Source organism: Belliella calami (assembly GCF_022549695.1).
Classification (GTDB): domain Bacteria; phylum Bacteroidota; class Bacteroidia; order Cytophagales; family Cyclobacteriaceae; genus Belliella; species Belliella calami.
Genome location: NZ_JAKZGS010000004.1, coordinates 98153 through 119773, shown reverse-complemented (window position 1 = coordinate 119773; position 21621 = coordinate 98153). Strand labels below are relative to the sequence as shown.

Sequence of the window (21621 nt, the reverse complement as noted above, 5' to 3'; positions counted from 1 at the left end):
GTGTAAGGCATTGCACTTTACACGAATTTTGATATCTTAACATCCAATTATCCACATTTTCCTTCATTTTCATGAAAAAGATCATTATTGCCTTATTAGGACTGGTTTTGGTCTTAGTTTTAGTTTTGAGAGGAATACCTTTTTTTGTCAATATCTATCTCAACAACAACGCTGATAAAATAGTCAGTAATATGATAACGCGAACCAGTGGCTTTGGGAACCACGACGTTACTTTTGGGAATATCAAACTTGATTACAATTATTTTGGCACTTTTCTCTCGATAGAAGATATCAGAATCCAACCAACAGAAAATATCCTTGCAGGCCAAGTCAAGGTCAATCTGCATTTGGAGCAAGCAAAAATTACAGGCTTCAAATGGAAAAGCTTCTTATTGGACAATTCTATTCAGGTAGATTCCGCAAGATTGGAAAACCTCACGATAATGAGCGTCACACCGCCTATAGATTCATTGAATATTGACAAAGAAGAAAATCAAAGCAAAAAGAAAAATGATACCAAGGATTATGACAAAATAGGAGTAGGCAGTGTATCTCTTCAAAATCTAAATCTCGAAAATAAAGATAGTAATACGGATTCAACAAGAATGAGTCTGAAAAATCTCTCTGTAGATGCTAGAGGGTTTGTCTTGACAAAAGAAGATATTCAAAGTGAAGACGCACTATTTTCTGTAGCATTTATCCATGGAGAAATAGAACATGTTGAAATCCACTTTGACGAATTTCGACAAAAAGCTGAAGTCAAAAATTTAGCCTTTGACACCGAAGACAAAAACATGAAAATTGAAGACTTTTCTATTTTGAATAAACTTGGAAAATATGCCTACACCGAATCATTCAAGAAACGAAAAGGTTGGATTCAGCTGAAAAATGGCGCATTGGAAATAAATGGGATGAACTTCCAAGATTACTTTAGAAAAGGAATCGTAGAAATCGACTCCCTTTTGGTAAAGGACATCAGACTGGAATCCTTCACGAACAAGCTTATTCCTGATGATTATGAAAAAAGACCCCCGATGGCTCATGAAGCCTTTGGAATTTTGAATTTTCCCCTCAATATCAAAAACACAATCATAAAAAATGGCCATATTCTCATAGAAGAACAGCCAGATAATGGTGCTCCAAATTATGGATCATTATTCTTTTCCGAACTCAATGCAGAAATCGGGGCTATTAGCAACATGGATAAGGTGAACGAAGATAAAAACGAGTTGAATATAAAAGCAGAAGCGTTGCTTATGGGCAAAGGCAAAATAAACCTCAATGTCATGTATGATTTAGCAGATACAAGAGGTGCTTTTCAACTTAAAGGGAATTTGGGAAAATTTGACTTAACGGAAATCAATGACATGGTGGAACCTGAAGCCAAAATCAGTTTGAAATCAGGAATGATCAATAGGTTGGACTTCAATATTCACGCATTTGATTTCGACGGTAGTGGAGAAGTAATCGTAAGATATGATAATTTAGAAATAGAGATCCTGAATAAAGACTTCGAAAAAGACAAAAATTTATTCCGCAGAATTGGCGCTTTTTTGGCCAATAAAGTGATCATAAAATCGCAAAATCCGAGAAAAAACGGAGACTTACAAAAAGGGGTTGTCTATGCCCAAAGGCTAAAGCACAAATCGGAATTCAATTATTGGTGGCAACTATTGTTATCGGGATTAAAATCAACTGTGACAGGAGATGATTTAGAAGAATTGAAGAAAAAAGCAAATGAAGAATAGAAGTTCGAATTAGCATTAAACTATCCAGAAAAATCAAAACTATCTGGCCTCAATTTGGGTTTATGAATCTGTAATCACTTTGGGAAGCCCCAATTAAAATCCCTATTTTTGCAAGCTTGAATTATAAAGGTTTAGCCCTACATGACAGACCCCAACACTGACAAAAAAGAATACATTGAGATCTACGGTGCCAGAGAGCACAATCTTAAAAACATAGATATTGATATTCCCCGAAACAGCCTAGTTGTCATAACTGGACTAAGTGGGAGTGGAAAAAGTTCCTTGGCATTTGATACCATCTATGCAGAAGGCCAAAGACGCTATATGGAAAGTTTCTCCGCATACGCAAGGTCATTTTTGGGTGGAATGGAAAGACCAGATGTTGATAAAATCAACGGCTTGTCCCCAGTAATTTCCATAGAACAAAAAACGACTTCAAAAAACCCTAGATCAACTGTGGGAACAGTCACTGAGATCTATGACTTTATGCGATTACTTTTTGCAAGAGCAGGAGAGGCTTATTCCTATTTGTCAGGAAAAAAAATGATCCGCCAGACAGAAGATCAAATCGTTGAACAGCTTTTTGAGAGTTTCTCTGGCAAGAAATTGTATATTTTGGCACCAGTGGTGAAAGGTCGAAAAGGACACTACAGAGAGCTTTTTGAGCAAATCCGAAAAATGGGTTTTTCAAAGGTAAGAATCGATGGGGTGGTCATGGAAGTTGTGCCCAAAATGCAGGTGGACAGATACAAAATCCATGATATCGAAATCGTCGTAGATAGGATCATAGCCGAAGAAGAAGATAGATTCCGAATCAGCCAATCGCTAAAGACAGCATTACAACACGGAAAAGGGATCATAATGCTTAGGGAAGAAGATGGCAATATCCATCATTTTTCCAAATATCTTATGGATCCGACGACTGGACTTTCTTACGATGAACCAGCTCCGAATACTTTTTCCTTCAATAGTCCTTATGGCGCATGCCCTTCCTGCAACGGCTTGGGAATAATAGAGGAAATCACCAAAGAAAACATTATTCCTGATCCCAAACTAAGTATAAGCAGAGGAGGAATAGCGCCGTTGGGTGAATTTAGGGATATTTGGATTTTTAAGAAAATAGAAGCAATCCTTAAGCAATATAAATGCTCTATCACAACACCAATTGGAAAACTCCCGGAAGAGGTTATAGACATTCTTCTACACGGAGACAAGATGGAAGTCGAGGTAAGTTCTGTAAAATATCCAGGAACTACATGGACGACGACATTTGAAGGAATCGTAAATTTCCTGACCAAGCAACAAGAAGGAAGTTCAGATAAAATCCAGCAATGGGTAAGTGAGTTTACGACCACGAAGATTTGTCCAGATTGTGAAGGCTACAGACTGAAAAAAGAAGCCCTTCATTTTAAGATTGCCGAAAAGCACATCGGTGAATTGGCTATGATGGACATCACATCGCTAGGCAATTGGTTTGAAGATGTAGAATCCAGAATGACAGACCGACAAAACCTGATTGGCAAAGAGGTACTCAAAGAAATAAGAAAACGAATTGGTTTTCTTTTGGATATAGGATTAGATTACCTTTCTCTCAATAGACCTCTTCGGACGCTCTCTGGAGGTGAAGCCCAAAGAATTCGTCTGGCTACACAGATAGGCACTCAATTGGTAGGTGTATTGTATATTTTAGATGAGCCAAGTATAGGACTCCATCAAAGAGACAATGTAAAACTGATCAAGGCACTTCAAGAACTAAGAGATCTTGGCAACTCTGTCATTGTAGTCGAGCATGACAAAGACATGATGCTTGATGCGGATTTTGTTGTGGATATCGGCCCAGGTGCTGGCAGACATGGTGGACAAGTGGTAGCTTCAGGTTCTCCAAAAGAATTTCTGAAGCAAAATAGTATCACTGCCAAATACCTTTCTGGTAGTCTGAAAATAGAAATTCCCGAAAAAAGAAGAAAAGGAAACGGTGAATTTTTGGTGCTCAAGGGAGCAAAAGGAAACAATCTAAAAAATATAGACCTAAAGCTTCCTTTAGGAAGTATGATTTGCGTGACTGGAGTGTCAGGATCCGGCAAAAGTTCATTGATACACGAGACATTGTTTCCATTACTCAACAGACATTTCTACAATTCCAAAAAAGAGCCATTAGAGCACAAAGAAATTGTTGGTTTGGATTTGTTGGATAAAGTGATCGAAGTAGACCAGTCTCCAATCGGAAGAACACCTAGATCCAATCCAGCTACATATACGGGCGTTTTCACTGATATTCGAGCTTTGTTTACTGAATTGCCCGAGGCAAAAATCAGAGGATATAAGCCTGGAAGATTCAGCTTCAATGTGAAAGGAGGAAGATGTGAAGACTGTGAGGGAGCAGGGATGAAGCTTATAGAGATGGACTTTTTACCAGATGTGCACATACCTTGCGAAACATGCAAAGGAAAAAGATATAATCGAGAGACACTTGAAGTGCGATTCAAAGGCAAATCAATATCCGATGTCTTGGATATGACTGTGGAGCAAGCAGTGGATTTCTTTGAGTTTCAGCCAAAAATACTTCGCAAAATAAAAACCCTAAATGAAGTAGGGCTCGGATATATCACTCTTGGACAGCATGCCACTACTTTATCAGGAGGAGAAGCACAGCGGGTAAAATTGGCAACTGAACTTTCCAAAAAAGACACTGGCAAAACTTTCTACATCTTGGATGAACCTACCACAGGGCTACATTTCCAAGATATAGAGCATCTTCTGAAAGTTCTGAACAAACTTGTAGAAAAAGGAAACTCAGTTTTGGTGATTGAACATAACATGGATATCATCAAAGTAGCAGATTACATTGTGGATCTTGGACCAGAAGGAGGACAAAAAGGAGGAGAAATAGTAGCCCAAGGAACACCAGAACAAGTAGCCAAACACAAAAGCAGCTATACAGCAAAGTTCCTTAAAGAAGAACTTAGCTAAGAGGAAGATATAACAGTCAAAAAAGTTATCTGTCCATTAGTATAATTGCCAATAGTCCTTTCAGCATCATGGTTATCTTTGGAGTGAGACATGAATAAGACAAAACTATATTGGATCCTTCAGGTATTTGGGTGGTTGGGCTTTGCCTTAATCAACCTTTTGTTTGTATCCTTGGAGCGAGGGGTGTCATCAGTTCAGATAGGAGCCTATCTTTCTTTAGCAGGTTTTTATCTGTTTTCTACCCATGGGCTTAGATATATCATCAAAAAGCATAATTGGTTCAGCAGAAATTTTAACCTACTGATTTGGAATACTTTTCTGGGCCTTTTGGTATTAGCTCTATCCAATACAACTGCACAGCTAATTATCAGTTTGATTTTTGATACATTCAATCCGGCTGTAGATATCCGGCCAATAATCCTGGCAGTAACTATTTTCGTTAGTTTTCTTTTTTATGCTCTTTGGGTAATGCTTTATTACTTGTTTCATTTTTTGGATAATTACAACCAAAGTTTGAAGTACCAAGCAAAAATCAATGAGATACAGCTGAACCACCTCAAAAGTCAGCTTAATCCCCATTTCATTTTCAATGCCCTAAATAGTGTTCGTGCTTTGGTAGATGAAGATCCAGCCAAAGCCAAAACATCAATAACCCAACTATCCAACATCTTGAGGTTTTCATTGATGATGGACAAAAAACGGGTTATCGACTTCGAAAATGAATTCAATACAGTCAAAGATTATTTGAATTTAGAAACGATTAGGTTTGAAGAAAGACTGAATGTCAAATACGAAATTGAGCCAGAAGCCTACGATTATAGAATTCCGCCAATGATGATGCAAACCATAGTCGAAAATGCTATAAAACATGGTATTTCAAATCGAGTAAAAGGTGGAGAAATCAGCATAAAGTGCTATGAAGGATTGACTGATGACCTATATATTCAAGTAAAAAACAGTGGCCAGCTGAAATCCCAATCTTTTGCGAAGAAAAAGCCAGGAGAGGGACATGGGATAACCAATACAATTCAAAGGCTAAAATTGATCTATGGAGAACGCGCATCCTTCAAAATATTCAATTCTGGTAACGATTTTGTCATAACTGAAATAAAAATTCCAAAACAAAGCCTTACATTAGGTTAAAATTTCAAAGAAATGAGAGCATTAGTAATCGACGATGAAAGATTAGCAAGAAAAGAGCTGATCAATTTATTATCACAATATGATCATGTAGAGGTGGTTGGTGAAGCAACCAATGTAGATGATGCCAAAGAAAAAATAGACGCTCTCCTTCCTGATGTTGTGTTTTTGGATATACAAATGCCCGAAAAAACAGGTTTTGAGCTTTTGGAAGAACTTGATAATGTCCCACATGTCATTTTCACAACAGCTTATGATGAGTATGCTCTGAAAGCTTTTCAGGTTAATGCACTGGATTATTTGCTAAAACCAATCGAACCAAAGAGATTAGGTGAAGCCATCGAAAGACTACAAAGAAAACTTAAAGATCAATCTCCCAAGAATAGTGAAAATGAAGGCTTCAATGACTCAAAAAAACTGACCCTCGATGACCAAGTATTTGTAAAAGATGGAGATAGATGTTGGTTTGTAAAATTGGTAAATGTCAGGCTATTCGAATCAGATGGAAATTATATCAAAGTATATTTTGAAAATAACAAACCAATGATTCACAAATCACTCAATGCACTCGATGAAAGGCTGGACGAAAAATCATTCTTCAGGGCAAGCAGAAAGCATATTATAAATTTGAGCTGGGTAGAAGCTATAGAACCCTGGTTCAATGGTGGATTGGTAGTGACACTCAAAGGTGGAGACAGAATAGAAGTAAGTAGAAGACAAGCTGCAAGGTTCAAAGACATGATGAGTCTGTAACTTAAAATTCACATAACAAAAGCCATCATTTGATTGAATTTGCAAAGTTTATTTCGTAAATAGAGTCAATATTAATTTTACATACAAGAAATCCTATTTGGTAAATATATATTTGTCAAAATCCCCACATAATACTAAACATGAAAGAAGAAAGAATATTAGTCGTCGAGGACGATATAAATATTGCTGAAAATATTGAAGAAATTTTAGAACTTTTAGGTTATGTCAATATAGATATTGCTAATTCTGCAAATCAGGCAATAAAAATTGTTAAGAAGTACAGACCTGATATGATATTCATGGATATCAAGCTGAAAGGTGACAAAGACGGTATTGAACTGGGCGAGATTCTCAAGCAAATGGTTGATGTACCTTTAGTTTTCGTTACTTCTTACAGTGATCCAACGATAATTGAAAGAGCTAAAAGAATAAACCCAGCTGGATTTATTGTAAAGCCTTTCAATACCAATGACATTCATGCTATTGTAGAAATAGTCCTTTACAATAAAAGAGTCAACCCAGTTTCGGATACTACCACTGTAAAATCTAAAGATGAAAGCCCTTATTTAGTAACAGATGCTGTTTTTATCAAAGCAGATAATGCCTACGAAAAAGTCCCTTATGTCAACATTTTTTACGTGGAAGCCAATGGCAATATGGTCACGATTTTCACCAGACACAGAAACTATACAATCAGAAAATCAATGAAAGATATGGAAGAAAAACTTCCTTCAAACCTTTTTCTAAGGGTTCAAAAATCTTTTATTGTTCAACTTGGTCAGATAGAAAATTTCAATACAAAAGAAATCACACTTGAATCTGGGGCAGTAGTTCAAGTAGGTAGACAATACTACAATAGCTTTTTGGCTAAATTGAATACCATCACGGAAAGTTAAAAAAGAAGGTGAGCAAAGCTCACCTTTTTTTCATCGTTAAACCAAAAAGTCTTGGCTATCATTTTTGATAGCATATTATGTTTTGGGATGTACATGTTGTTTATCACACTTTTTACATCAATTTATATATCGTTTATATTTTGAATCATTTTGTAAAAAATCGAAGCTTACTCTGCGAATTGATCAACTAATATTACGTCAGACCTTAAAATTTGTTGTACAACTTAATGATCAATTACAAAATTAGTCAGATATTTTCCTAAATTTTTATAGCTTAAGTATTTTTGAGTATTCTAAATGATTGCTTGAAATTATTCTAAGCTATTAATGCAGTTAATATTATTACCAGTGCCATAATAAAGCCACATAAGGCACATATATTTTTTTGGGTTAAAACGGTGCTTTCCATATCTATGAATTATTGAGTATCTATGAATAAATATCCGAATCATCTTCGGTAATACTCACATGCCAAAAACCGCTCCCAAATTCATATTTATTTGATTATTAATTATTTATATTATTTCTATAATCTAATAAATGTTCAAAAATGAACAAAAAATTTCCATTTTAGTACACTAAATTAAGCAGTTTACACCAGCAGCATTTTACGAAAAAAAACAGCTAAGTGTCCTAAAACACTCAACTGTTTGATAACACTCAGACAAAGAAGCAGATGAAGGTTTTGTTTCTTTCTCTTATATTTCATTTATCTATAAGAGCTCGTTTGCCAAATTTGCCAACTCCGAACGTTCACCTTTTTCCAGTTTAATATGTGCATACAATGGGTGGTCTTTGACTCTGTCAATGAGGTAAGAGAGCCCATTACTCTGAGAATCCAGATAAGGAGTATCTATCTGGAAAACATCACCTGTAAAAATGATTTTTGTGTTTTCCCCAGCTCTACTTATAATCGTCTTGACTTCATGAGGTGTCAGGTTTTGTGCTTCATCCACAATAAAAAAAATATTGGACAATGACCTTCCACGAATATAAGCCAATGGTTGAATTACCAATTTTTCCTGATTTACCAATTCTACGATCTTTTGGTACTCTTTGTCGGACTCTTTATATTGATTTTGGATAAATTTCAAATTGTCCCAAAGAGGTTCCATGTAAGGATTCAATTTTGATTTGATATCTCCAGGAAGAAAACCAATATCTTTATTGCTGAGGGGTACAATCGGCCTTGCCAAAAACACTTGTTTGAAATCCCTTCTTTGCTCCAAAGCTCCCGCCAATGCAAGAAGTGTCTTTCCAGTTCCAGCTACACCTTGGATTGATACCAATTTCACTCTCGGATTGAGGATAGCATGAAGAGCAAAAGTCTGTTCAGCATTCTTTGGTTTTACATTGTAAGCCAGTTGTTTATCAACACGCTCCATGGTATTGTCATCTGCATTAAAATATGTCAACACGGAATTTTTTTCATTCTTTAATATAAAATATCCGTTTGATTTCACTTTTTTTCTACCAAAAATCAACTTTCCATCTACATGATGTGATTCATATAATTGGTTGATAATATCCAAGTCCACATTTTCGATTACAGATTTCCCGGTATTTTCAAGCTCATTGATATTTTTGATCTTGCCAGTTTCATAATCTTCAGCATAAATATCCAAGGACTTTGCTTTGAGGCGCAAATTGATATCCTTACTTACCAAAATCACCTTTCTTCCAACCTCTGTCTGTTTAAGATAAAGTGCAGCATTGAGAATTTTATGGTCATTCTTTTCCTCTCCGAAGATTTCATTGGCATTCATGTTATTTTCCGGATTCATCAAAACCCTGAAAAACCCCCTAGTCTTCCCATTGAGGGGAGTCCAATTATGGATCATGTTGTCTTTTGAAAGATTATCCAGAAGACGTATAAATTCACGCGCCTCGAAATTTTTTGTATCATTTCCTTTTTTGAACTGATCGAGCTCTTCCAAAACTGTAATCGGGATGACTACATCATGCTCAGCAAAATTCATGATACTATTGTGTGCATACAGAATTACAGATGTATCAAGCACAAAAATTTTGCGGTCTTTTTCGGATTTGGCTCTTGGCATAGGTAGTAAATTTTATTGGTTGTTAGCTGACAATAAGTTAGAAAAATTATGGATAGATTACCATTTTACTCTTAAAAATTAACCTATAGATGAGTTCAAAATAGGTTATTGTTTTGATTTACAATACTATAATTTCCAATTAGGACCCAAAAAAAGCACTCAAAAAAGAGTCCTTGGGAAGGAACTCACATCAAGCATTTGGTGAATTTCATTCTGATAATTTTTTAACGATTTTACCTACCCATATTGCATTCTCAATTTGATCTATTCTTGTCGAATCATAAGTATATCCAGGGAAGTCTGTAGGCAACCGAAAAAAATCAATTACACTTGTAATTATTACATTTCCCTGAGCCAGAGTCCTAGTTACCTCATTTTTAAATTTCGGATAGTCTGTAACTCCTCCTTTTTTATGCTGTTTTCTATTAGTAATGATTGTTTGAGCGTGTATAGAATTGGTAAACCCTAGACTAAATAAGTAGGGAACAATCAGGTTTTGAACCAATATAATCTCTGTATCTCCTTCAACAATAAAAACCAATCTCTTCATCAGACATTATAAGGTTGAGCGCCTAACTTATTTTGACCCCATAAATCTCCAAGAGTATATTCTTCAAGCCATATTGAAAGTTCTTCGCTCTTCAGTCTTTTGAAGATTGATCCATTACTTTCTCGATCTGTTACAATGATATCATTAGGGTCAAAATTATCAATTAGGTTGGTAGATTGAGTAGATAGTATTACTTGAACATTTTCTGAAGCTTTTCGAACCATTGCAGCTAGTTTATTTATTGCAACTGGATGTAACCCTAACTCAGGTTCATCAATAATAATAGTTTGAGGTGGCTTGGGTTGCATAAGCAAAGTTGCGAGACAAATAAATCTTAAGGTACCATCAGAAAGATGATAAGCGTTGAAGTAATTATCAGGATATCCTTTTTCCTTCCATTCTAATTCAATTTTGTTTTCATTTAGTTGGTTAGGTTCCAAATCAAAACGGTCAAAAAAAGGAGCTATGGATTTTATCGTAAGTTCTATTCTTTTGAAATGCTTTGGCTCCTTTTTCTTAAGAAAATATAAAATGGAAGCCAAATTTGAACCATCAGGTTTTAAATAGTGATTATCGTTCAAATCAGCCAAAGATTTAATTGGTGAAGTATCACTAGTATCATGAAAATGGTATACATCAAATTCTCTCAATCGATCATTAACCCAAAAAGCCTGACCTCTATTGATTTCAGAAAATCTTGATTCAAGAACATTTTTCTCGTACACTTTAGGATACCAACTGTTATAAGATTTAAATCCTGTTTCTACAGATTGAATAAACAACAAATTCCGAGCGAGCTCCAGATTTACTGCAAAGTTATTTTCACTGCCCCCTGTACTTTTAAAATAAATCTTTAATAAAATTTGATCTGTTTCCTTTCTTCCAAAATGCAACAAGCTATCAGGCCCACCTTTTTTCTGAACGTAATTCTGGAAGTTTTGATTATATATGTTTCGAATCAAAGAAAAAATAGAAATAAAATTACTTTTCCCTACTCCATTCCCACCCAATAAAATATTTATAGGCTGCAGGTCGATTGCTAGAGACCTGATACTTTTATAACCTTCTATTTCAATTCTTGTAATCATATCAACAAGTTACGATTCTTTGGAAAATGACAATATTATCTGACTTAAAACCTGAATTTTTAATTAAAAATCGATCGTTTTAAGGATAAATTTAATGTTACTATTCTAAACATTTTTCATTATGATTGGAAATTTACTAAATAAAAAGAAAGATGATAGCTAATTAACGAAAAGACATTTTTTGAAAGTTCTTTTGGTCTCAAACAAAAGCCTAATGAATAACTAGAAAATCTTATATCAAAATATAGCATAAAAGAAGATATCGAGTGATTTATCGAAGACTGGCCACTAAAACCTACCTGCAGCGATGACCGCCAAATCCACCAATTTTGCATTTGCTTCCAAGAGTACATTTGCGCAGGAAGTCAGGGTAGCACCAGTAGTCATCACATCATCTACCAATAAGATCTTCCTGTTTTCTACTATTACATTTTTGTTGATTGAAAAAACTTCCGAAACATTGTTGATCCTCTCAATTCTGGATTTGTTGGTTTGGGTCTCAGTAAATTGGGTTCTTACAAGCCCCAAATTCATAGGAATACCAAGAACTGAAGCAATGCCGATAGCAAACTGTTCACTTTGATTGTAGCCTCTCCTCCTTTGCTTCTCCGGATGGAGAGGAACAGGTACTACCATATCCCAATTGGACTCAAACCCATGATTTTTTAACAAATACCCATACAAAGCGCCCAATTCCATGCCTATTTCAGGTTTGTTCTTATATTTCAAATTGTGCAACAATTTTTGACTTATACCACGTTTTGTAAATCTAAGATAAGACATTACAAGGTTTGGCTTTGTGAGACCCATTACCTTAATCACAAGGTCATTATTCTGAGGATTCAGATGGTAATTTGTCACGGGAAGGCTTCCAATACAAATTTTACAAAGCTGATTTTCGAAGTCAAAAAGACTTCTCTTACATACACAGCAGGTTTTGGGAAAAACCAACGCCAAAAAATCTTCAAAAAAAGTGAAACGCATATCCAAAAAGGCTTGTTAGAACAGAATGACAGCAAAATACCTGTTATATTTGCTAGTTATTTAAATACTTACCGATAAGTTAATGAATTTAATAGAAGAATTCAACGAATACAGAGGCCGAATGAATGAAAAAATCATGTCGGCAGACAATAAAGTTATCAAGCGTTTCTTTAACCTTGATACAAATGCTTATGCTGAAGGGGCAATAGATGTCAAAACCAAAGAAATGATAGGTTTGGCTTGTTCCATGGTATTGCGTTGTGATGATTGTATCAAATACCACCTTGGTAAATCATACGAAGCAGGCTTGAGCAAGGAGGAAGTATATGAAGTATTTTCTATCGCTACACTTATAGGAGGATCTATCGTCATCCCACATTTGAGAAGAGCAGCAGAATACTGGGAATTATTGGAAGAAGAGAAAAATAAAGATGTTTAAAAAAGATTTAGATCTTGAAAAACGATGGAGTAAATTGCTATCAGGAATTCAAGAATTGGTAGGAAAAAAACCTTCAGATCTAAATGGGGTTCTTTTCTTGATAGGTGTCCAAGAGCTTGGCCAAGGAAATAGGACATTTACAAAAGAGCAAAAGCAGGACCTGATGCATATCGCTGTTTGTAAAGTCCTAAGCTTAGCTGGTTTCTATGAATTGGATTATATAGACCAAGATGGCTGGCCACATTGGAAACTAATAAAAAAGCTTCCCCATTTTGATATATTAGAACAAGAAAAGCTACTCAAACTCCACGTAATTGAATACTTTGAACAAGAATTTGAAATAGAAATTAAATAAAAATCTAAATAGCATGAAAATCGTATCCTATAATGTCAATGGAATCCGGGCTGCTTTGAATAAAGGTTTTGCAGACTGGTTGAAAGCGACAGATCCGGATGTCATAGGGATCCAAGAGGTAAAAGCAATGGAAAACCAAATCGAAAAAAGCATATTTGAAGATTTGGGCTACCATATCTTTTGGAACCCAGCAGTGAAAAAAGGATACAGTGGTACAGCAATACTGTCAAAAGTAAAACCAAACCACATAGAATATGGAATGGGAATACAAACCTATGATGATGAGGGAAGAATGATCAGAGCAGATTTTGATGATTTCTCTTTTATTTCAGCTTATTTCCCATCAGGAACGACAGGTGATATTAGGCAGGTATTCAAATATCAATTTTTGGATGACGTTTATGGATATTCACAAGATTTGATAAAAAAAATCCCTAATTTGATCTTGAGTGGAGATTATAACATTTGTCATAAGGCAATTGATATTCACAATCCAATATCGAATAAAAATTCTTCAGGTTTTTTACCAGAAGAAAGGGCATGGATGGATAAATTTACTGAAAATGGATTCATTGATACATTTAGGCAACATAATCAAGAACCCCATAATTATACATGGTGGAGCTATAGAGCTGGTGCCAGAGGTAAGAATTTGGGATGGAGAATCGATTATCACATGGCTGCACCAGAGATAGCTAGTAAAATAAAGAGATCTGTCATACTTCCGGAAGCTTACCATTCAGATCATTGTCCAATAATGATAGAGTTATAGTACGATAAAATTAAATTAATTATAATATCATCAACAAAAGATTCATGAAATCTATAAAAATTTCAATCCCTTCTCTGATAGAGAACATTAAAATAATAGAAAGCTTCATCGATAATGCGAGAGAAAAATTCCATATTGATGATGATATCTATGGAAATATAATGATTTCTGTGACAGAATGTGTGAGTAATGCCATCTTACATGGCAATAAGGGAGATGCTAGTAAAAAAGTAGATTTGGAATTGCATTTTGATGAAGAGGAAATAAAGTTTATTGTGAAGGATCAAGGTGAAGGATTCAATTATGAAGAATTGAAGGATCCAACTTCACCGGAAAACTTGGAGAAAGCAGGGGGACGTGGAATTTTCATCATGAAGCATTTATCTGATGATGTAAGTTTTGATGATGAAGGTAGAACTACTACATTGAAATTTTATATGTACTAAAAAAATGGCAATACAGTTTTTCGACGAAGATTCAGGATTTGATCTAAAAAACAAAATTCTCCACAAAAATTGGCTCAAGGAAATTGCACGTCTAGATGGGTTCAAAGTAGGAGAACTCACTTACATCTTTTGTTCAGATGAGTATTTGTATAACATAAATTTAGAATATCTAAATCACAACACATATACAGATATAATAACATTTGATAATTCTGAAGAAGAAAGAATTATAGAAGGAGACATTTTTATAAGTATAGAAAGAGTCAAAGATAATGCACTCAAAGAAAATACTGAGTTCGACAAAGAATTACTAAGAGTAATGAGTCATGGCATTCTTCACCTGTTAGGATATAAAGACAAGACAGAAAAAGAAATTAAATTAATGAGAGAAATGGAAAACAAATCAATTTCCCTCTTCAAAAAAACATAAACGTTCCACGTGGAACACTATTGATTTTACAGATATATTCTACTATCAATAGAAGTGTTCCACGTGAAACATTAATAATAATATCAATATGTTTCCACAATATGATGTAATAGTAGTAGGGGCGGGACACGCAGGTTGCGAAGCAGCACATGCTGCTGCAAAAATGGGTTCGAAGGTACTTCTTTGTACAATGAACATGAATACTATTGCCCAAATGTCCTGTAATCCAGCCATGGGTGGGGTAGCAAAAGGACAGATCGTTCGTGAAATAGATGCGCTTGGAGGAATGTCAGGAATAATTTCAGACAAATCTATGATCCAATTTAGAATGTTAAATAGATCAAAAGGTCCTGCCATGTGGTCTCCAAGAACGCAAAATGACAGAATGAGATTTGCTGAAGAATGGAGATTAGCGTTGGAACAAACACCAAATGTTGATTTCTGGCAAGAAATGATCACAGGGTTAGTTGTCAAAGATAAAAGAGTAATAGGGGTAAGAACAAGCATAGGGTTAGAAATACCTGGAAAATCAGTCGTATTAACAAACGGAACTTTTCTAAATGGATTGATCCATATAGGAGAAAAACAATTTGGTGGAGGGAGAACAGGGGAGGGTGCTGCAAAAGGAATTACAGAACAGCTGGTTCAGTTAGGATTCGAAGCTGGAAGAATGAAAACTGGAACACCACCGAGAGTAGATGGAAGATCTTTGGATTATACCAAAATGGAAGTACAATTTGGAGACGAAAATCCTGAAAAATTTTCTTATTCTGACGAAACAAAACCCCTTTCCAAACAACATACATGTTGGATAACATATACCAATAAGGAAGTCCACAATACACTTGAAACTGGATTCAATAGATCTCCAATGTTCAATGGAAGAATCCAAGGATTAGGACCAAGGTATTGCCCTTCTATAGAAGACAAAATAAATAGGTTTGCAGAAAGAGAAAGACATCAAATATTTGTAGAACCAGAAGGTTGGAATACAGTAGAAATGTATATCAATGGATTCTCAACTTCTCTACCGGAGGACGTACAATATGATGCAATGAGAAAAATACCTGGATTTGAAAATGCAAAAATGTTCCGGCCAGGATATGCTATAGAATATGATTTCTTTCCACCAACTCAACTGAAATTAACACTGGAAACGCAGTTATTGGAAAATCTTTATTTTGCAGGACAAATAAATGGTACTACAGGATATGAAGAAGCCGCATCACAGGGATTAATCGCAGGGATCAATGCATCTCTAAAAGTAGATGAAAAAGACCCTTTCCTACTCAAAAGATCAGACGCTTATATTGGTGTATTAATAGATGATCTGATTAATAAAGGTACAGAAGAACCCTATAGAATGTTCACATCACGTGCAGAATTCAGATTGCTTCTTAGGCAGGATAATGCAGATTTGAGATTGACGCAACTAGGTCATCAAATAGGCCTTGCTGATGATGTTAGACTTGAAAAAATGATGGATAAAAAATCAGATACCCAAAAACTGATAAATGACCTAAAGCAAAAAAAGCTCTCTCCAGATATAATCAATGATGGACTAGAAAATCTAGATACTGCAACTATCAAAGAAAAAGTAACGATAGATAAGCTTTTAAAAAGACCACAATTGGGACTCAAGGATATCGAACAACTTGATCCAGAATTGAAACAGTATTTGTCTAAGTATAAAAAAGATGTATTGGAACAAGCAGAAATACAGATCAAATACGAAAGCTATATAGAAAAAGAATCCCAAATGGTAGAGAAATTGGCGAATATGGAAAACTATAAAATCCCACTATCATTTGACTACCTATCAATCACCGCACTATCAGCAGAAGGCAAACAAAAGCTAAATAAAGTAAAACCGGAAACATTGGGACAGGCTTCAAGAATAAGTGGTGTATCACCTGCAGATTTATCAATCTTGACAGTTTACTTAGGAAGATAATATGAAAAAAAGATTAACCAAATGCCCACTTTGCAAGAGTGGGCTTTTTCTTAATCATTTAGAGGTAATTGATTACTCTATAAGCAAAGAAAAATTTATCTTGTGCAAATGTAGCCATTGTACATTTCTTTTTACCAATCCAAGACCAGATCTACATTCTATTGGTAAGTACTATGAATTTGAAGAATATATTTCCCATCAAGACAAATCAAACAATATTACCAATAGACTTTACAAAATAGTCAGAAATATAACATTAAAGAATAAAATCAAATGGATTAACACTTTTCATCCATACAAAGGAAAACTTTTAGATATTGGATGTGGAACTGGATATTTCTTAAAAACAGCAAAAAATAATGGTTGGTCCACAACTGGTATAGAACCGAATGATGGAGCACAAACTATAGCCAAATCATTTGAAACCGATGTACATTCTACTATTGAAGAATTGAAGGATGGAAATAAGTATGACGCTATCACATTGTTTCATGTATTGGAACATATCCATTCTTTACGAATGACAACAAAGAAAATTGTAAAGAAATTAAAAAACTCAGGAACATTATTTATAGCAGTACCAAACATTGATTCCTGGGATTCAAATTACTATAAACAATACTGGGCTGCACTAGACGTTCCAAGACATTTGTATCACTTTGATCAAGACACATTTCAAAAATTAGCTAAAGAAATGGGATTGAAGATAGTTGAAATCAAACCTATGGTTTTTGATAGTTATTACGTTTCGATACTATCTGAGAAAAACAAAAATCCAAATCAAAGCAACATCAAAACGCTGTGGAATGCGTTAATAAATGGATATAAATCTAACAGATGGGCTAGATCAAATAATAACAATTATTCAAGTATATTATATATTTTGAAGAAAATATGAAACTAATCATACAAATATTATCGATTTTTATAATAATATTATTATACTCTTGTGCTAAACAAAGTACACCTATGGGTGGTGATAAAGATGAAACACCACCAAAACTTCTGTCAATTAAGCCTATCAACGAAAGCACAAATATTGAACCTTCTACAATTGAATTGGAATTCGATGAATATATAAAAATCGATAACCCAAACAAACAGATCATAGTAACTCCAAGAATAAATAAAGATGAAATGGTAGTAACTGCCATAAAAAATAAAGTTGTCATCAAACTAAATCAAGAATTGGAAGAAAAAACAACTTATGTATTCAACTTCCAAAAAAGTATTCAAGACATTACAGAAAGCAATCCAGCTGAAAACCTCAAACTGGTATTCTCAACTGGAGATGAAATTGATAGTTTAAAATTTAGCGGCAAAGTATCTTACACATTCCCACCAAAGGAAAAATTCATAAAAGATGTACTAATTGGATTGTACGAAAAAAATGACACAACTGATGTATTGACAGCATCGCCGTATTATATAGCTGCAGCTGACAGTGCAGGTAATTTTGAGATTACAAACATCAAAGTAGGGGAATACCGAGCTTATGCATGGTTTGATTCAAACAATTCCTTAAAAGCTGAAGAAAAATCGGAACCATACGCATTTTATGGTGACACATTAGCTATCAATCAAGATGTAAGCGGCATAAATTTCATGTTATCAAAAGCTGATATTTCTGATTTAAAAATAAACAGATCATCTACTGTGGGTCAAAATTTCGATATAGTTTTAAGCAAATATCCGACAGATATAAAAATAGACCAGGAAGATCTAGGAAAGAAGCTCTATTTCAGACAAAATGAAAAAAACATAAGATTCTACCATACTGATATAAAAAATGATAGTATTCAAGCAATATTATCACTGAAAGACTCTGTTGGATTCAAATTAGACACTTTAATATATTTAACATTTGAAGAAAGTGATAGAAATAAAGAAAAACTGGAAACAACTGCTAATTCTGGAACAAACTTTCTCAAAAATATTGAAGCAGAATTTAGCTTCAATAAACCAATTGTAGATATTAATCTAGATTCTCTTTATGTGAAGTATGATTCAGCATCTACCATACAGATTCAAAGAGAATGGATCTATTTGAAAGATAGCACTAACCACACTAAAATTTCAATCGATATCCCATTGATAGATACACTTACAAACACAACCTTTACAATATATGCATCGGATTCTACTTTCAAGGATGTAGAAGGTTTATACAATGATAAAAAAATTGAGGCAACATATAAAAAATTAAATCCAGAGACACTCGTCACATCATTAGATGTCACAGTGGAAACAGAATTCAGACCATTATTAATCCAGTTATTAGACAAAAGCGGAAAGGTGATCAAGGAAGTTCTAAAAGAAAATACAAACAAACATTCATTTGTTGATTTTGAAGCTGGAACGTATAACCTCAGAGTGATATTTGACGAAAACAAAAACAAACGATGGGATCCATCAAACATGCGCCAAAATAGACAGGCAGAAAAAGTGTTCTATTATAAGAACCCTGCAGATACAACATCAATGGATATCACTATTAAAGCTGGTTGGGTCAATGATATAATTGTCATTACTGAAGATAAGATTACAGAAGAAATAATAAAACCAGATGAAACAGAACAAATCATACCTGATGGTGAAGAAAACGAATTAAATTGAATGTGAAATCCAATTATAAATTACATATTTTGTGGATAAGACATTAAGAAATTGTTAATAACTGTCAACAACTTGATGATAAAACATGTATTATCCCCATCAAGTAAATCACAAAAACCACAGACAAGAAAAATTGGGTATAAGTGTGAAATAATAAACACTAATCCACAATTAGAAACACAAAATGTTACAGACATTTAATAAAAATACATTATCAACAACCAAAAGAATCTAAATTGACAAACCTACATCAGCTCAATATTTTATGACAATTATAGATGTTGGTAACTCGTGGATAAGCAATAGGAAAGATACGAAATACATTGTGGGAAAATAAAATCACTTTATTTATCAACAAATCCACACCTTAATACCTTTAACTTGATTTTTTAGATAAATAACCAATTGTATATAAAGAGAAGTGGATAACTCTCTAAAGAGCATTTTTGCATTCCTCACTTGATTTTCATAATTTGATAGAATCAATTTACCCAAAAAATTTCACGACCATGCGAATCAATAGATTGTTTGACATTATCAATTACCAAATTGCTACCTATGACAAAGACGTAGCACTAGCCCAAAAAGTAATGGGTGAATGGAAAGGATATTCTTCCAAGGACGTAAAATTTATAGTTGATAATCTTGGTTTGGCCTTTTTGTCTGCTGGGATAAAAACCGGGGAAAAAGTAGCCATAATTTCAGAAAATAGGCCTGAGTGGAATTTCATAGATTTGGCATTACAACAGATTGGGGCAATTTCAGTTCCGATGTATCCTACAATATCAGCTGAAGATTACAAGTACATTTTTGAACATGCTGATGTCAAAATGGCTTTTGTAGGAAGTGAAGAAATTTTTGGAAAAGCAAAGATTGCAACCGAACAAAACAAAATCCAGATCATGTCATTTGATAAACTACCTCAATGTACACATTGGGAAGAGTTTATGAATACTGGAGAGTCGGGCAATTTGGCAGATTTGGATTCACTCAAAGAGCAGGTAAAATCAGATGATCTATTTACAATAATATATACCTCTGGTACTACAGGTCGCCCTAAAGGTGTTATGCTTAGCCATAGAAATATTATTCATAATCTACTGGCTGTAGAAGATAGATTAATTGTTCCCAAAGGCACTTCAAAAGCTTTGAGTTTTTTGCCATTGTGCCACATTTATGAGAGAACAGGTTCTTTTTGTTTTATGTATATGGGTATTTCGATCTACTATGCGGAGAGCATGGAAAAGATTGGGGACAATCTGAAGGAAATCCAGCCACATGTTTTCAATACAGTACCTAGATTACTTGAAAAGGTATATGACAAAATTGTGTCAAAAGGTTATGAATTGACTGGTTTGAAAAAGTCTTTGTTTTTTTGGGCGCTTAATCTGGGTTTAAAGTTCGAACCGAATAAGTCACAAGGCTTTTGGTATGATCTACAATTGAATATTGCAAATAAGATCATTTTCAGCAAATGGAGAGAAGCCCTTGGTGGCAACATCCTCCAAATCAATTCTGGTGCCTCAGCTTTGCAACCAAGATTGGCAAGGGTTTTTTGGAGCGCAGGTATACCAGTATGTGAAGGGTATGGATTGACAGAAACTTCCCCTGTAGTAGCAGTATCGATCTGCAATCTTAAAGATATGAGGATAGGATATGTTGGTAAACTTGTAAAAGAAGTCCAAGTTCAAATCGCTGAAGACGGCGAAATTTTGGTTAAAGGGCCTAATGTGATGCAAGGGTATTATAAACAACCTGAAATGACTGCTGATGCCATTCAAAATGGATGGTTTCATACTGGAGATATTGGAGAGATCCACGATGGTGGCTACTTGAAAATTACAGATAGGAAAAAAGAGATGTTCAAAACATCAGGAGGAAAATATATAGCTCCACAACCTATGGAAAATAAATTCAAAGAATCATCTTTGATAGAACAGCTGATAGTAGTTGGAGAAAATAAAAATTATCCAGCAGCCTTGATAGTTCCTAGTTTTGATGGCTTGAAAGATTATTGCCGACACAAGGATATCCCTTATACCAATGATGCAGAAATGATTCAAAAACCAGATATTCTTGAAAAATTCGAACGAGAAATCGAACAACTGAACAAATATTTTGGAAAATGGGAACAAGTCAAAAAATTTACACTTTTACCTCAACCTTGGGGTATCGAAACTGGTGAATTGACACCCACAATGAAACTGAAAAGAAAAGTCATACATACCAAATTTGCTAAAGAAATAGAGGAACTTTATAGTTGATTAGTTATTCGTTGAATAATGTTAGTTGATTTGGTTTAGAAAATGCTATAGTTTTAGAAGTTTAGATTTATCTATTCCACGCAATCATGAAGACCTTCGAATACGTCACGGCGCATTCAAAGGTCTTCATCAACTTTCCAACTTTGAACTTTCCAA

General features: G+C 34.6%; 18 protein-coding genes. 14 read left to right on the top strand and 4 right to left on the bottom strand.

Annotated elements, in window-relative coordinates; genetic code table 11:
- Positions 1-71 precede the first annotated feature (71 nt).
- The 5 genes from MM236_RS07200 (at position 72) to MM236_RS07180 (ending at position 7507) form a co-directional block, all read left to right on the top strand.
- Positions 72-1748: a hypothetical protein gene (locus MM236_RS07200; RefSeq protein WP_241274280.1), complete on the top strand. Its 1677-nt coding sequence runs from the start codon at positions 72-74 to the stop codon at positions 1746-1748.
- 141 nt (positions 1749-1889) lie between these two features.
- Positions 1890-4718, top strand: a complete 2829-nt coding sequence (gene uvrA / locus MM236_RS07195) for an excinuclease ABC subunit UvrA (protein ID WP_241274279.1) — start codon at positions 1890-1892, stop codon at positions 4716-4718.
- A 90-nt stretch (positions 4719-4808) separates the two neighbouring features.
- Positions 4809-5861, top strand: a complete 1053-nt coding sequence (locus MM236_RS07190) for a sensor histidine kinase (RefSeq protein ID WP_241274278.1) — start codon at positions 4809-4811, stop codon at positions 5859-5861.
- A gap of 12 nt (positions 5862-5873) precedes the next feature.
- Entirely contained in the window at positions 5874-6611 is a 738-nt protein-coding gene (locus MM236_RS07185) for a LytR/AlgR family response regulator transcription factor (RefSeq protein WP_241274277.1), read from the top strand.
- 140 nt (positions 6612-6751) lie between these two features.
- Complete coding sequence (locus tag MM236_RS07180) at positions 6752-7507, top strand: response regulator (RefSeq protein ID WP_241274276.1); 756 nt, start codon at positions 6752-6754, stop codon at positions 7505-7507.
- A gap of 713 nt (positions 7508-8220) precedes the next feature.
- On the opposite strand, the gene MM236_RS07175 is transcribed toward MM236_RS07180, so the two are convergent.
- From MM236_RS07175 to MM236_RS07160, 4 genes are all read right to left on the bottom strand, one after another.
- Positions 8221-9567, bottom strand: coding sequence for a PhoH family protein (locus MM236_RS07175; RefSeq protein WP_241274275.1), 1347 nt, complete (start codon positions 9565-9567; stop codon positions 8221-8223).
- A 208-nt stretch (positions 9568-9775) separates the two neighbouring features.
- Positions 9776-10117 (bottom strand): DUF4276 family protein, encoded by a 342-nt coding sequence (locus MM236_RS07170; RefSeq protein ID WP_241274274.1) that lies wholly within the window; start codon positions 10115-10117, stop codon positions 9776-9778.
- A complete protein-coding gene (locus MM236_RS07165; protein ID WP_241274273.1) occupies positions 10117-11205 on the bottom strand; it encodes an AAA family ATPase in 1089 nt (362 codons plus the stop codon). Before MM236_RS07165 ends, MM236_RS07170 begins: the two co-directional genes overlap by 1 nt.
- 288 nt (positions 11206-11493) lie before the next feature.
- A complete protein-coding gene (locus MM236_RS07160) occupies positions 11494-12189 on the bottom strand; it encodes a ComF family protein (protein WP_241274272.1) in 696 nt (231 codons plus the stop codon).
- 82 nt (positions 12190-12271) lie between these two features.
- Here MM236_RS07160 and MM236_RS07155 point away from each other — a divergent pair, with 82 nt between their 5' ends.
- The 9 genes from MM236_RS07155 (at position 12272) to MM236_RS07115 (ending at position 21465) form a co-directional block, all read left to right on the top strand.
- On the top strand, positions 12272-12628 hold the full coding sequence (locus MM236_RS07155) for a carboxymuconolactone decarboxylase family protein (RefSeq protein WP_241274271.1): 357 nt from the start codon (positions 12272-12274) through the stop codon (positions 12626-12628).
- Positions 12621-12983: a hypothetical protein gene (locus MM236_RS07150; RefSeq protein WP_241274270.1), complete on the top strand. Its 363-nt coding sequence runs from the start codon at positions 12621-12623 to the stop codon at positions 12981-12983. The genes MM236_RS07155 and MM236_RS07150 overlap by 8 nt, the downstream gene beginning before the upstream one ends.
- Before the next feature lie 13 nt (positions 12984-12996).
- Positions 12997-13755 carry an exodeoxyribonuclease III gene (locus MM236_RS07145; RefSeq protein ID WP_241274269.1) on the top strand — a complete coding sequence of 253 codons (759 nt, stop codon included), beginning with the start codon at positions 12997-12999 and terminating at the stop codon, positions 13753-13755.
- Between the two features lie 44 nt (positions 13756-13799).
- Entirely contained in the window at positions 13800-14201 is a 402-nt protein-coding gene (locus tag MM236_RS07140) for an ATP-binding protein (RefSeq protein ID WP_241274268.1), read from the top strand.
- A gap of 4 nt (positions 14202-14205) precedes the next feature.
- A complete protein-coding gene (ybeY, locus tag MM236_RS07135; RefSeq protein ID WP_241274267.1) occupies positions 14206-14631 on the top strand; it encodes an rRNA maturation RNase YbeY in 426 nt (141 codons plus the stop codon).
- Positions 14632-14719: 88 nt separating this feature from the next.
- Complete coding sequence (mnmG, locus tag MM236_RS07130; protein WP_241274266.1) at positions 14720-16585, top strand: tRNA uridine-5-carboxymethylaminomethyl(34) synthesis enzyme MnmG; 1866 nt, start codon at positions 14720-14722, stop codon at positions 16583-16585.
- Position 16586: 1 nt separating this feature from the next.
- On the top strand, positions 16587-17483 hold the full coding sequence (locus MM236_RS07125; RefSeq protein WP_241274265.1) for a class I SAM-dependent methyltransferase: 897 nt from the start codon (positions 16587-16589) through the stop codon (positions 17481-17483).
- Between the two features lie 71 nt (positions 17484-17554).
- Entirely contained in the window at positions 17555-19201 is a 1647-nt protein-coding gene (locus tag MM236_RS07120; protein WP_241274264.1) for an Ig-like domain-containing domain, read from the top strand.
- 509 nt (positions 19202-19710) lie between these two features.
- Entirely contained in the window at positions 19711-21465 is a 1755-nt protein-coding gene (locus MM236_RS07115) for an AMP-dependent synthetase/ligase (RefSeq protein WP_241274263.1), read from the top strand.
- Positions 21466-21621 lie beyond the last annotated feature (156 nt).